Source organism: Flavobacterium sp. CG_9.1, from assembly GCF_015751645.1.
GTDB lineage: Bacteria > Bacteroidota > Bacteroidia > Flavobacteriales > Flavobacteriaceae > Flavobacterium > Flavobacterium xanthum.
On the sequence record NZ_JADOVC010000010.1, the window covers coordinates 105,636 to 119,629 of the forward strand.

Here is a 13,994-nt window from a genome sequence, read left to right on the forward strand (position 1 = left end):
GATTTTCTTTATATTTTGAAATCATTTTCAGAGATAGTTTCAAAAATTTCCAAATCAAAATAACCTACTGAGGCAATAATATGATCAAATATATCAGACATGATGTACTCGTAATTCTCAAATCGTTTGTCATGTGAAAATGCATAAACTTCCAGAGGAACGCCATGCGAAGTAGATTGCAACTGGCGACAAAGCATCAACATGTCTTTATTTAATTCAGGATAATTTAGTAAATATTCTGTAATATATTTTCGAAACAAGCCTAAATTGGTCATATTTCGACCGTTAATTGCAAGTGATTTATCAATTTTATTAGCCGCATTGTATTCGTCTATTTCTAATTTTCGGTTGTCAAGATAATCCGATATTAGATGGATTTTTTTCAAATTATCCAGTTCTGCTTCTTCTAAAAACCGAATACTGCTTGTTTTAATAAGGATGTGTCTTTTAATACGTCGTCCGTCTGAATTCAGCATGCCTCGCCAGTTTTGAAACGAATCCGAACTCAAACTATAGGTAGGAATAGTAGTGGTGGTATTATCAAAATTTCGAACTTTTACCGTTGCCAAATTAATTTCGATAACATCACCATCAGCTCCAAATTTATCCATCGTAATCCAGTCCCCAATTCGAACCATATCATTAATAGAGACCTGAACACTGGATACAAAACCCAAAATAGTATCTCTGAAAATTAAGATAATTACCGCCGAAACAGCTCCTAAAATCGTCAATAGCTCTTTTTGATCAATTTCAAACAATTTTGAAATGATTAAGGTTATTCCAATTACCCATAGCATGATCATAATGACCTGAATAAAACTATCGATTGGCTTATCGCTGTAGCGGGGTTTTAACTTTAAATAATCCCGCAATGCATTAAAAATAGTGCGTATAATCCATAGCACTAAAATGATTATGTAGATTCCAACGAGCTTGCCAAAAAAAGTTTCCCAATAAACAAATCGGTCCAAAATTATGGGAACTGACTTGTAAATAAATAAAAGCGGAATTAAGTGCGCAATATATTTGGCTGTCTTATTTGTAACTAATAAATCATCAAACTTAGTTTTAGTTTTTTGGGCAATAACGGCCATTATAGTAACTAAAACAAGACGAAAAATAACATAGATGACATACGCCATCACGCATAAAACAAGAATATTCAATACTAAACTAAGATACGAAGCGGTGCTGCTTCCCAATCCCCATTTACGAAAAACAGGATATAGAAAAGTGAATATTTTTTCTATGTATTTATACATTTTGTAAATATTTCTTATCTACATAAAAAGTTCCAAAAGGAATTAAAGAACCCAAACAGATAATTCCAAATTTTTTATAATCCCAGTTTTGTTCAAATTTCAGCATAATAGCTAATATGATATAACTTACAAATAGGATTCCGTGAGCCATTCCTATTGGGAAAAGCAATGTTTTATAAAGAACTAAATTAGTTGGTTTTACAGCAAGCATATTTGTAAACAAAGCCAAATAAGAAACGCCTTCGAGTATAGCGACAATTTTGAAAATTTTGAGCATAAGATTAAATTTGGGTATAAAAGTAAAAAAATAGGTTTTGAAAAAAGGAACATCTACCTTTATTTGTGTCAAAATTAAGTAATATCCTTGATTTACGGCACATTGATTCCTAAAGTAAATTACTTTTGTATCCTTAAACTGTGATAATGAGCAAACGCGATTTAAAAAAATATTTGTCTGAATTAAATAAAGAGCAACTCGAACAACAAATTATCGAATTGTATGAGAAATTTAGTCCCGTAAAAGTGTATTATAATTTTGTTTTTAATCCAAAGGAAGAAACGCTTTTACAGGAATGCAAACTCAAAATTTCAAACGAATACTATCCTTTAAAAAAATCGGGAAGACGCAGCAAACCAAAAATGAGACGCTCCGTTGCTCAAAAACACATCAAACATTTCATTCTTTTGGGTGTAGATCCCTTTGTAATTGCCGATGTTATGCTTTACAATATTGAAATTGCTCAAACATTTGCTTCGGAAAATGCAATCAAACACGAATTATTTTTTAAAAGTATGTTCAATTCCTTTGAACAAGCCGTTATTTTCTTGATTGGAAATGGAATACTGCAGGAGTTCAAATCCCGATTAAAAGTCATTCATCAGCAAACAATCAACCAGAAATGGTATAACGAACCTGAATTTAATGCCGTTTTAGAACGTATTGAGTATTAAATGGTGTTATAATTGAATTTTATTTAATCCATCCCCTTTTTTTTTAATTAAAAGTGACAGTTAAACTGTTTTTTAGGCGTATTTTTGCAAAAATCCAACAATAAGCAATGTCCCAAAACACTTCAGAAATAGAAATCGAAGACAAAAAAGAACTTTACGCCTATCAAAAAGGCGATATTGATGCCATATTTGAACGCATAGATAATGCACCTCCTCAGCACCATTTATTATACCAGTTGCCTACTGGTGGCGGAAAAACAGTAGTTTTTTCAGAAATCGTGCGCCGTTATTTATCACAACATGATAAAAAAGTAGTTGTTTTAACACACCGAATTGAGTTGTGCAAGCAAACTTCAAAAATGTTGAAGGGTTTTGACGTAAAAAACAAAATCATCAACAGTAAAGTAAAAGAACTTCCGGACCAAAACGATTATTCTTGTTTTGTTGCCATGGTTGAAACGTTGAAAAACCGTATCAACGATGAAAAACTACATTTAGATAATGTAGGATTGGTAATCATCGATGAGGCGCATTACAATTCCTTTAGAAAATTATTGAGCTCTTTCAAAAACGCCTTTATTTTAGGGGTTACAGCAACTCCATTAAGTTCTAATATTAAGTTGCCAATGCATGAAAGCTATGATGAATTAATCGTAGGAGACACCATTAGCTCTTTGATCGCTAATGGATTTTTGGCAAAAGCAGTTACCTATAGTTATGATGTGGGTTTAACGTCACTAAAAGTAGGAATCAACGGAGATTATACGGTAAAATCATCAGATGATTTATATACCAATATGGCCATGCAGGAAAAATTGTTGCACGCCTACACGGAAAAATCCTTAGGTAAGAAAACCCTAATTTTCAATAATGGAATCAATACATCATTATATGTGTATGAAACATTTAGAGAAGCCGGGTATGCGATTCGCCATTTAGATAATACCAGCAATAACGAGGAGAGAAGAGATATTTTACATTGGTTCAAACACACGCCGGATGCTATTTTAACATCGGTTGGGATTCTTACCACCGGTTTTGATGAGCCTACAGTAGAAACTATAATATTGAATAGAGCGACAAAATCTTTGACATTATACTATCAAATGATTGGTCGTGGTTCCAGAAAATTGCCTAATAAAGATGTTTTTAACGTGATCGATTTAGGAAATAATGCCGCAAGATTTGGACTGTGGAGCGAGCCGGTCAACTGGCAACACATCTTTAAATCACCCGAGTTTTACTTGGAAAATTTACGTGATGATACGGAAATTGAATTGTATTTTAAATACAGTATGCCTCCTGAATTACGTGAAAAATTTAGTAAAACGGCCGTTGTAGCCTTTGATGTTGATGAAGAGCACAAACTCATCATTAAACAAAATTTGCGTTCCAAAGAAGTGCTAGAAAAATCCTTAGAACAACACGCTGCTATGTGTGTAGATAATTCGGATACTTTGCAAGAGGCCAAAATATTAGGAAAATTGTTAGAGGATGACATTGATTGCCGCATCAAACGCTATTCAAAATGTTTAAGTCAGTGTAGTAAAAATTACCGCGAGTGGCTTGTTGACGATTACAAATTGAAACTGATATTGTTAACCGGGAAGAAATACCGGGAAAAAATCATGAACGAACCGGACGAAGATTAACACTAACGCTCAGGTTTTAGTATCAATAACGTCAGTTCGAGTGTTCTTTGTGTAGCGAAGCAAACAAAAAATGTATCGAGATCCGTTTTTAGGAGCTAATCCCGCTATACACTATATCTGTTGTGGCGAACCCCGCCACAACAGGATGTCGTTTCCATCGGGGCTAAAAATTACCATAATACAACAACTTTTTTTTTAAAATATAAAATCCAAAAAAATGCCAAAACAATTCTCTGATTTAGGAATTTCAGCACCATTAGTACAAGCGCTTACCGAAATGAAAATTGTGGTACCAACAGAAATTCAACAAAAAACAATTCCACTTTTATTAGCTAATGAAACAGATTTGGTTGGACTAGCTAAAACCGGTACCGGAAAAACGGCGGCTTTTGGATTGCCTATTTTAAAATTAATTGATACTGCTTTACCAATACTACAAGCTGTGATTTTAGTTCCAACACGCGAACTAGGACACCAAATTTTTAGAAACTTAGAAGATTTTGCTAAATTTTTACCACAAGTTTCGATTGCAACAACTTGCGGTGGAATTCCAATAAAACCACAAATCGAAAGACTTGCATTGCCTACGCACATTGTGGTGGCAACTCCAGGTCGTTTAATCGATTTGATTCAGCGCAAAGCAATCAACTTGAAAGAAACCAAATTCCTAGTGCTCGATGAAGCCGATGAAATGGTAACCATCTTAAAAGAAAGCTTAGACGAAATTGTTGCCGAATTGCCAAAAGAACACAAAACAATTTTGTTCTCAGCAACCATGCCCGGAACAATCAAACAATTGGTTCAGAATTACTTACATAAAAATGTAGTAGAAGTTCGTGCCAACATGGAAACGGTAGGAAATCAAGGTATTGACCACGAATATATTGTGGTAGATCCTATTGAAAAACTGGATGTTTTAATGCATTTCTTGAATTCGAAAGAAGGAGAACGCGGTATTATCTTTTGTAAAACCAAAGCGGCGGTTAATAAATTAGCCAAAAACTTAGCCATCAATCGATTTTCATCAGGCGCTTTGCACGGCAGTTTATCACAAGGAATCCGTGACCGAATCATGGAGCAATTCCGTGAAGGACATATCAATATTTTAGTAGCTACTGATTTAGCTGCTAGAGGAATTGACGTTAAGGAAATCTCGTATGTGGTGAATTACCATTTACCTGATGTGTATGAAGCCTATGTGCACCGCAGCGGAAGAACGGCTAGAGCAGGAGCAAAGGGACTTTCGTTAACCGTTTTACAACCCGAAGAAGTCTCAGAAATCGCCGATTTTGAAAAAGAACTGGGAATTAAATTCACCGAGTTCAAAAAACCAAGCTCGCTAAGCATCGAAGAAAACAACGCCCTTTTATGGGCAAAACAAATCTTCAAAACCAAACCCAACCATGAGGTGGATGCGGAATTGAAAACTAAAATAAAAACCGTTTTCCATCATTTGACTAAAGATGAATTAATCGAAAAATTGTTGGCTAATTATTTGTTGCAAAACAAAAACGAACCGACAGAGAAACCGGTAAAAAGACAAAAAATGAAATAACAACTATTTTGTTTTATAATTGAAAAACCATTGCAAAGCTTGAGAAAGCAGGGCAATGGTTTTTTTTATGGTTTTGTTTTAGATAAAAATTATAGAGAAAAGGATTTTACTGGATGATTTGTAATAAAATTTTTATATTTTAGCTAAACAAATAATAGCCTCTTTTATGGGTCTAATATGCAAGACGGCAAAAATGCCCTCGAATCGCAGAAAAAAAACAGCTAAAACACCTAAATAAATTATGCAAGTTAATTTCATTGGACACGGATTAGACCCTAAAAACGAAAATACAGTTGGAAATATTTTAGTAACTTCGTTTGGGGAAAATAAGTTTGATAGTTTCACTGGATTAGTAGCGTTCGCATCTTACGCAGGCGTAAATAAACTTGTTCCATCCATAAATATTGCGAAAAAAAATATAAAAAATTAAATTTCTTCATTGGTGTTGACGATAATGGAACATCAAAAGATGCATTACAGGAACTTATACGAAATAAAATTGAAACGTATATTTTTCACACACAATCCGCAATGATTTTTCATCCTAAAATTTTTCTATTCGAGGGAAAAAATTGGAATAGATTAATTATCGGCTCTACTAATTTAACCAGTTCTGGACTATTTATAAATGTAGAAGGTCCAATTTCATTAAATTTTAGGACAAGTGACGCTCAGGGAATAAAAATCATAAATCAGTTCAAACTTTATTTTGAAGATTTATTAAATAAAACTCATCAAAATATAGAAAAACTGACAACTGAATTTTTAGAGATATTGATATCTCAAGGTCTTGTAATAAAAGAAATAAACACTCGTTTTAAAAGCGATGAAGAAATTGAAAATTTAGAAAATTTAGAACTTTTTCCAGAAATGGAAAAACTGAATCTTAAAAATTTAGAATTAGGTAATTTAGATTTACCTGAAGAATTAGAAAATGACAGAGATTATGATATACAATTTACAGCCAACTCTTTAGAAAAATTTCCAATACTTTTTGAAAGATGGAAAGAATATAAAAAAAATAATCCTAAAAGCGGCGGAGTTGTCAAAAAAGACACAGATGATAGAACTTTATTTACTTGGTTTAGAAATATAAAATATCTCATCAATAATAATAGAGAAATTCCACTTTTTATAATGCAGCAACTTGAAGAAAGTGATTTTCCATTTGAAGATGGAAAACTTGTCAAAAGTCGAATAAGATGGAAGGAACGTTTTGAGGATTTAGTAGCATACAAAACGAAACATAAAATAGATTTCGCACATATTCCTCAAACTAAAAATCAAAACAGTCCTTATTATTCATTAGGAACGTGGTGTGCATTACAAAAATTAAGAAGAAAAGGAATACGTCCTCCAATTTGGACAGAATACGAGGAGCAAAAAATGAATGAAATCAATTTTCTATGGGAAACATTCGGTTCTAAAATTTCGGGTACTCCACTAGATAGAAAATGGTTTGAAAATTATTTTAAACTAGAAGAGTATAAAACTAAAACTGGAAATGCAAATCCATCGCAAATAGATAAAGATTTAGAAATAAAAAAATTAGGTAAATGGGTTAATGACCAAAGAACTTTAAGGAATACTGGAAGAAAAAAAGCAAATGGAGAAATAATAAAATTAACAAAAGAACGTGAAGAGTGGTTAATTGACCTTGGAGTTGATTTTGATTATCAACTAAACATCAGAAAAGCAAATCTTGAAAAATTTATTGCAACTTATTTAGAATTTAAAAAAGAATATCCAGATGGAAAAGGTGTTCGGGGAGATATTAGATTTAGTAAAATGTTAGAAATTAAAGCTAGCATCAAATACAATTATAAAGATGATAAGTCTGAAGAGGGAAAATGGAGAATAGATAGGTTGAATGAAATAGGTTTTGATTGGACATAAAGGTAATATCTGCCAACAGCTAGAATCCAGATCGCTCAGATATCGCAAAGTGAAGTTAGCGCATTCTATGATAAAAAACAAAAAAAAATTTAAAATTTAACAGGCAAATTTATATGTATTTATATAGGGAGTTTGTCTGTTAATTACAGAAAAAACACGACCAATAATTTTACATTTTACATTGTTTAAAACCAGCATTGCGTTCTTACCTTCACCTTTTTTTCTTTCATAATATTCTTTGAGTTGCGGATCATGTTTTACGGCAACTAAAGCACACATTTGTAATATTGATTTCATCTTTTTATCTGCCATATGATTCACTTTGGTTCGTCCTTTAATACTAGAACCCGAACTGTATTCAAAAGGTGCAGTTCCGGCGTAACAAGCAAATTTTCTTGCGTTATCAAAAGCCGTGAATCCTCTTGTTGCAATGAGCATATAAATAGCAGTTTTATCCCCAATACCAGGAACACTTTTAATCAATTCAAATTGATTTTTCAATTCCAATTGATTAGATATTATTGCTTTCATTTCCTTCTCAATAGCTTTTAATGTTGCTTTTAAAAATTTCACCGTTTTATTATTTATTCCTACGATTGTTTTGTAAACTTGTTTGGGCATAAAATCAACATTTTCTTTTATAGCCTTAAAAATCTTAAAAGATTTCATCACTTTTTCTCTTTCAGTATAAAGCAATTTCAGCTGTTGAATTACCGTTTCAGGCAAAGTCGAAAGCTTTAGTTTGTCGATATTTCGAATACTATATAAAGCAATATCTTTTGCATCTGCCTTGTCATTTTTACCTCTGGAAATTCCTTTAGATCGTTTGATTTCTATGGCTGGAACTACCCAGAAATCAAGGTTGATTTCAGATAAATGGCTACTCAAAGGAAATGTATAAATACCCGTGTTTTCGCAACAAAACAAAACAGTAGTCAAATCTATTTTCTGTTTTATTAAGTTTTTTAAAATTTCTTTAATACCTTTTAAGTTGTTTTCGACAATGAAATGATTAGTTACATTGGGTGCTTCTTTTTTTAAAATAACTACATCTAATTTTGATTTTGAAATGTCAATACCTACGTAAAATAAATAGTTTTTCATAACTTTGAATTTAGGATAAACAAAAATGTTGAACTTCTTTAGAGCCTTTATTAGACCTTGATGTCTATCATTCTATTTGAAGCAATTCAACGGGATTCAAGGAGAAGACAGAGGACTAATGCGCTAAATAAGTCATAAACTTGGCGGATTTGATAGTTCACCTCTGTTTTCCTTTGAATAAATTTAATGTTTTTTTGTCAAATACAAAGTAAAGGCGGAATTGCATTCCTTGCCCAACATGAGAATCCTGCTAGCCATAGTACAATAGTATGCAGGTATAAAAACCGTTAATCAAATTTACGTTTATATTGTCATTTCTATGAAGGAGAAATCAAATACCATGAGCAACTGATGAAGATTTCTCCACCGTCGAAATGACAATACACTATAAAATCATCAAATATAAGTTTCACTTTGGTGCAACTTTTATATCTTTGTAAAATGAGTAAGAAACGAACAATAATTTTTTTTAAAGATTACTTTGAAGAATTCTTTATCAGGCAGCGTGAAAAAGTCAAGGCGAAAATTATTTGGACGTTGGAATTAATTGAAGAATTAGATAGAATTCCCGAAACGTATCTTAAACATATTGAAAATACAGACGGACTTTTTGAAATACGAATTCAGCAAGGAAGTGATATTTTTAGAATCTTTTGTTTTTTTGATGAAGGCCAATTAGTAATTCTTACGAATGGATTTCAAAAAAAGACACAAAAGACTCCCAAAAATGAAATTGAAAAAGCAATTAAAATAAAAAAGGAATATGAAAACGAAAAATAGATCTATCCAAACACTCGATCAGTTTAAAACTAAACATTACGGAGCTGTAGGAACTGAGAAACGTGACGAACTTGAAGCAGGCTTTATCAACTTTAAAATTGGTACAATGATTCATGATGCAAGACTTCAAAAAGGATTAACTCAGGAAGAGCTTGCCGATAAAGTTGGAACTACAAAGTCTTACATTTCAAAAATTGAAAATAATGTCAAAGAAGCCCGATTTTCTACCTTACAAAAAATTGTTGAACTTGGTTTAGGTGGCCATTTGGAATTATCAATTAAACTATAGTGAGCATACAAACAATGAATCCAGATCGCTAGGATATAACAACGCGAAGTTAGCGCGAAATTACATGTCCGATGCTCCCACATTAGCGCTGATTATATATTAAGACATAAATATGAAAAGAAACATAAATCTAATATTAAGTAGCAGTTGTTTTATTTATTTTGCATGTTTAATATACATAATCATTTAAACATATCGTTTTAAATAACTTTTTTAGTGGAATATTCGAATTAATAACTATTCCTTTAATTATTTTAACAATTGTAATGCTTGCTTTTAATATCCAAGGATGGTATTTGGAAAATTTTTTAAAAAAATCAAGCTCTTTTCTTTCAATAGTAATTTTATTAACAACTATAATCTTAATGACTTTAGCAACAATCTTTGATGTTTAAAATACAGGTAATAAGGTGTTTTTTACATTAGTTAAGACGACCTTATCTTTAATAGAAAAATAACAAGGTATAAGATCAAAAGATTCGTGGCGTTTGAAAGGGGAATAATGAACTGGATTTCACATAACATGAGCAAGTAATTAAATTGGCTAAGCCTATTCGAGTTTTACTCTCGGGTCTCCTTTGTCGGAATCACAAACCACCATAAAAATATCAATTAAAAGTTTCCTTTTCCTACTATACAAAAACAATTACAATGAAAAGAATTACAGTTTTTTGCGGTTCCAGCATGGGAACAGACGAAGTTTTCCAATCACAAGCGACCTTATTGGGTCAAACATTAGCTAAACAAAACATTGAATTAGTTTATGGTGGCGCAAATATTGGCCTTATGGGAGCAGTTGCGGATGGCGTGTTGAGCGAAGGAGGTAAAGTCATTGGAGTTATTCCGTTCTTTTTGCAATCCAAAGAAATTGCACATACCAATTTGACAGAGTTAATTATAGTAGACACGATGCACGAAAGAAAGACAAAAATGAATGCGCTGTGCGACGGCGTTATTGCAATGCCAGGTGGTTTCGGTACACTTGAAGAATTATTTGAAATGCTCACTTGGGCACAACTTGGACTGCATAAAAAACCTATTGGCCTTTTAAATACAAACGGTTTTTATGACGCTTTAATCGTTTTAATCCAGACCATGGTAGATAAAGGATTGTTAAAAGCCGTCAATCAACAAATGCTTTTAGTTAGCGATAACATTAATGATTTACTGGATAATATGAAAAACTATAAAGCTCCTGTAGTTACAAAATGGATTAATAAAGAAACCCTATGACGACAATTTACAAACGTTTTCAACTACAGTTTTAAAATTCCTTCAATTAAGAATAGCCGCGTGTTGAGGAGTAAATTAAAAAAGAATGAAATTTCAATTATTCTTCTTTTCTAATAATAAAAAAAATTGACTACTGTTATTACGCTCTTACTACAAACCATTAATCTACTGGTGTCATTTATTCATCTGCTGAAATTGTAACTATTTTTTTAATATTTCGCTTTCCAAGAATTAAAATGAGCAACGCCAGAACGGTTGAAACCGTCATAATCATCACCATAGGCAACATGGAATTGGTGACAAAAATTCCCACTGCAAAAGACGCAAAAGCACCTAATCCCAACTGAATAGCACCCATAAGCGCTGAGGCACTTCCTGCATTTCTAGCAAAAGGAGCAAGGGTAAGTCCTGCTGTATTCGGGTTTGAAATTCCTAAACAAGCCAGAAATAAAAATAACATTGTGATAGTTTCATACAATCCTAAAAGATCATTCACTGCTAAAATTAGAAATATAACGCTAATTACGGTTTGTGAAAGTAAGGCTCCTAAAATCATTTGTTCACTATTAAACTTTCTTAAGAGCAACGAATTCAATTGACTGGCACTTATGAAACTCAATGACATAAACGCAAATATCCAGCCATAAGTTTTGGCATCGACCTTAAATATATCCATAAATAAAATAGGAGAGGCGGCCACGTAGGTAAATAAACCAGAGAACGCAATGGCTCCTGCAAAAGAGTAGGTGTAAAATTGTGGTTCTTTCAGAATCTTAATAAAATTAGTAATAATTGGTTTGGGTTTAAGTGAAATAGAAGTGTCTGGCAAATAGGTATTTGGTAAAATAATCTGCGCTGCAATAAGAATTACGATTCCCATGCACATCAAGATAAAAAATACGGTATGCCAGCCATAATCCTCGGTTACGTAACCGCCAATTGTAGGTGCCAGCATTGGAGAAAGCCCAACGACCAACATCAACATGGAAAATACTTTTGGAATATCTTTCACAGGAAATAAATCACGAACCATAGATACAGAAGCTACAGTTGCCGCACAACTGCCAACGGCTTGAATGAAACGCAACCCAATAAAAGTATCTATATCAGTTACAAAGACACAACCTAAGGATGCTGCTATGTACACTAACAAACCAATAAAGAGTGGTTTTTTTCGGCCAAAACGGTCTAACAACGGTCCATAAAGTAATTGTCCTGCTGAAATTCCTATAAAATAACTGGATAAAGTCATTGAAACATTGGCAACTGAAGTATTCAAGTCCTTGGCAATCCCGGCAAAACCAGGTAAATACATATCTATAGAAAAAGGTCCTAAAGCAGTTAATGAACCCAATATTAGAATTAATTTGATGTATTTTTTCTTTGTAATTGTGGTATTTGTAGTCAAAATTGGTTTTTAATATTTTTGCAAAGGTAAATTAATTAAAGGTGCTAATTATCTATATCAAAGCGTAAGATTAAATAAATTTGAATTACTAAAATTCCTTTAACTTTTGAGCAATAATGCGGTACCCGATAAAAAAAGCAATCCTAAAATAAATTTTTTTAAAAATTCCTCATTTAATTTTAAGTAAACCATCTTTCCTAAAATCAACGCTGCTATAAAAAAAGGTAAAACATACAACGAATTATGTAATTCAGTAGTGGTTAAAATGCCTTCAAATACCAAAACTGCTATGCGCATCATGGAGACTAATCCCAGAATTCCAAACATTGTGGCGCGAAAAACTTTGACATCATCGGTTTCATTTTTGATAATTATCGCATATAAGGGGCCACCTGTAGAGAAAACGCCAGAAAAAAATCCACCAAAAAGACCTAAAATAGATTGGATCATAAAACCAAATGGCTGCTTATTTTTAATTCTTAAACTGTTCAAAACAAATAAGATAATAAACAAACCAAGCGCCTTTTTTAATAATATTGGTTGACCATAGATTAAAACGATCGAACCAATAAGGATTCCAAAAAAGGAAGTAATCGCTAGTTTTTTTAGCAAGGGTTTATCCATATTTTTCCATTCTTTGTAAAAATAAATTGGAGAAGATAAAGAATAGAATATAGAAATATAACTAACCGCTTCTGTAAGCGGCATCACAAGAAGCAAAAAGGGTAAAGCAACCAAAGCACCAGCAAAACCGCTAATCGTTTGAATAAAAAAACCTAAAAAAATTCCAATAATAAGTAAAAGTAACATTAAATCCATACTACAAAATTAGAATACAACAGTAAGAACATAAAATTTAATCAATGGAATTAGCATCATTTTCTCATATTTTAAATGTATTTTAGCCGAAATTAAAACTTTATTTATGGTTGATACCGTTGATTTAAAAATAATAGAAAGTTTAAAGGTGAACTCTAGAACTTCGTTTGTAGAAATAGGAAAACAAGTTGGACTTTCACCATCATCAGTAAGAGAACGCGTTCAAAAATTAGAAGATACTGAAGTTATTAAAGGATATAATGTTCAACTTGATAATAGAAAACTTGGATTTGGTTTAGAAGTTTTCATCATGTTTAAATTGTTCAGCGGGAAGCTAAAAATATTTTGTGAACAATTAGAACAATTTCCTGAAATAGGCGAGGTTTTCCGAATTACAGGAACTCATAATATTTTCATGAAAGTGATACTAGTAGATCAATTGCACTTGCAACAGTTTATTGACAGACTTTTGCTTTATGGTGAACCTACAACACACTTAATTCTATCTGATTTGAAGAATTTATAAATCTATATTAAGTTTGATTATTTTACATTTACTAAGGAGGTTTTCTAGATTTCTAGATGGACTTAACAAAGATATGAATTCCTCCTGCTTTCCAATTGCTTATAAATGCACTATAATTTATATTATGTAAAATAGAAAATATTGAAACTCATGCAAGTCCTAGAATTGCGTTCATAAAAAAAGCAACACATACTGGTGATGCTTTTAATATTTATTCGAGGTGTTCACTTATTTACTTATTATAATATTTTGATATAAAACCTTTTGAGTATTCATCATTCTGTTTATAAGTAGGTCAAATATTTTTTCCTTGTAAATTGACCTATTAATTCGGTAACTAAACTCGTCTAAATACTTCTGAATATGCTCTTTATGAACCCAAGAAAAAGTACTTCTCAACCAAGATTTTACTTGATGAATTATAGTGTGTAATTCTTTTGAAGATTTTCCTTTGTCACTCTTAATCTGTTTTAAATCAAACTCTTTTTTTAATGGATTATATCCAGTCCATTTGTC

15 protein-coding genes are annotated in these 13,994 nt (G+C 32.1%); 9 read left to right on the forward strand and 6 right to left on the reverse strand.

Annotated features, from left to right (window positions below; all coding sequences use genetic code 11):
- Window positions 1–8: 8 nt before the first annotated feature.
- Complete coding sequence (locus IWX83_RS07480) at window positions 9–1,265, reverse strand: mechanosensitive ion channel family protein (protein WP_196828779.1); 1,257 nt, start codon at window positions 1,263–1,265, stop codon at window positions 9–11.
- Entirely contained in the window at window positions 1,258–1,542 is a 285-nt protein-coding gene (locus IWX83_RS07485) for a DUF3817 domain-containing protein (RefSeq protein WP_196828781.1), read from the reverse strand. The genes IWX83_RS07480 and IWX83_RS07485 overlap by 8 nt, the downstream gene beginning before the upstream one ends.
- Window positions 1,543–1,688: 146 nt before the next feature.
- Between IWX83_RS07485 and IWX83_RS07490 the strand changes: the two genes are divergently transcribed.
- The 5 genes from IWX83_RS07490 (at window position 1,689) to IWX83_RS17450 (ending at window position 7,319) form a co-directional block, all read left to right on the forward strand.
- Window positions 1,689–2,216 carry a DUF6155 family protein gene (locus IWX83_RS07490; RefSeq protein ID WP_196828783.1) on the forward strand — a complete coding sequence of 176 codons (528 nt, stop codon included), beginning with the start codon at window positions 1,689–1,691 and terminating at the stop codon, window positions 2,214–2,216.
- A gap of 107 nt (window positions 2,217–2,323) precedes the next feature.
- Window positions 2,324–3,868, forward strand: a complete 1,545-nt coding sequence (locus IWX83_RS07495; protein WP_073351180.1) for a DEAD/DEAH box helicase — start codon at window positions 2,324–2,326, stop codon at window positions 3,866–3,868.
- 217 nt (window positions 3,869–4,085) lie between these two features.
- On the forward strand, window positions 4,086–5,423 hold the full coding sequence (locus IWX83_RS07500) for a DEAD/DEAH box helicase (RefSeq protein WP_196828785.1): 1,338 nt from the start codon (window positions 4,086–4,088) through the stop codon (window positions 5,421–5,423).
- Between the two features lie 241 nt (window positions 5,424–5,664).
- Window positions 5,665–5,853, forward strand: a complete 189-nt coding sequence (locus IWX83_RS07505) for a hypothetical protein (protein ID WP_196828787.1) — start codon at window positions 5,665–5,667, stop codon at window positions 5,851–5,853.
- 8 nt (window positions 5,854–5,861) lie between these two features.
- Window positions 5,862–7,319 carry a Helicase associated domain protein gene (locus IWX83_RS17450; RefSeq protein WP_370568396.1) on the forward strand — a complete coding sequence of 486 codons (1,458 nt, stop codon included), beginning with the start codon at window positions 5,862–5,864 and terminating at the stop codon, window positions 7,317–7,319.
- 96 nt (window positions 7,320–7,415) lie between these two features.
- Here IWX83_RS17450 and IWX83_RS07515 read toward each other — a convergent pair whose 3' ends face one another.
- Window positions 7,416–8,423 carry an IS110 family transposase gene (locus IWX83_RS07515; protein WP_196828791.1) on the reverse strand — a complete coding sequence of 336 codons (1,008 nt, stop codon included), beginning with the start codon at window positions 8,421–8,423 and terminating at the stop codon, window positions 7,416–7,418.
- A 441-nt stretch (window positions 8,424–8,864) separates the two neighbouring features.
- On the opposite strand from IWX83_RS07515, the gene IWX83_RS07520 reads away from it, so the two are divergent.
- The 3 genes from IWX83_RS07520 to IWX83_RS07530 all read left to right on the forward strand — a co-directional run bounded on the left by IWX83_RS07520 (window position 8,865) and on the right by IWX83_RS07530 (window position 10,725).
- Complete coding sequence (locus tag IWX83_RS07520; RefSeq protein ID WP_073351169.1) at window positions 8,865–9,203, forward strand: type II toxin-antitoxin system RelE/ParE family toxin; 339 nt, start codon at window positions 8,865–8,867, stop codon at window positions 9,201–9,203.
- Window positions 9,187–9,492 carry a helix-turn-helix domain-containing protein gene (locus tag IWX83_RS07525; protein WP_196828793.1) on the forward strand — a complete coding sequence of 102 codons (306 nt, stop codon included), beginning with the start codon at window positions 9,187–9,189 and terminating at the stop codon, window positions 9,490–9,492. Before IWX83_RS07520 ends, IWX83_RS07525 begins: the two co-directional genes overlap by 17 nt.
- Window positions 9,493–10,143: 651 nt before the next feature.
- Complete coding sequence (locus IWX83_RS07530; RefSeq protein WP_196828795.1) at window positions 10,144–10,725, forward strand: TIGR00730 family Rossman fold protein; 582 nt, start codon at window positions 10,144–10,146, stop codon at window positions 10,723–10,725.
- A 178-nt stretch (window positions 10,726–10,903) separates the two neighbouring features.
- Here the strand turns inward: IWX83_RS07530 and IWX83_RS07535 are convergent, their stop codons facing one another.
- Entirely contained in the window at window positions 10,904–12,115 is a 1,212-nt protein-coding gene (locus tag IWX83_RS07535; RefSeq protein WP_196828803.1) for a multidrug effflux MFS transporter, read from the reverse strand.
- A 117-nt stretch (window positions 12,116–12,232) separates the two neighbouring features.
- Window positions 12,233–12,952, reverse strand: coding sequence for a sulfite exporter TauE/SafE family protein (locus IWX83_RS07540; RefSeq protein WP_073351163.1), 720 nt, complete (start codon window positions 12,950–12,952; stop codon window positions 12,233–12,235).
- A 106-nt stretch (window positions 12,953–13,058) separates the two neighbouring features.
- Here IWX83_RS07540 and IWX83_RS07545 point away from each other — a divergent pair, with 106 nt between their 5' ends.
- Window positions 13,059–13,478: an Lrp/AsnC family transcriptional regulator gene (locus IWX83_RS07545; RefSeq protein ID WP_073351161.1), complete on the forward strand. Its 420-nt coding sequence runs from the start codon at window positions 13,059–13,061 to the stop codon at window positions 13,476–13,478.
- Window positions 13,479–13,706: 228 nt separating this feature from the next.
- Here IWX83_RS07545 and IWX83_RS07550 read toward each other — a convergent pair.
- Window positions 13,707–13,994: transposase (locus IWX83_RS07550; protein WP_196828797.1), on the reverse strand; the 288-nt coding region annotated here is incomplete at its 5' end.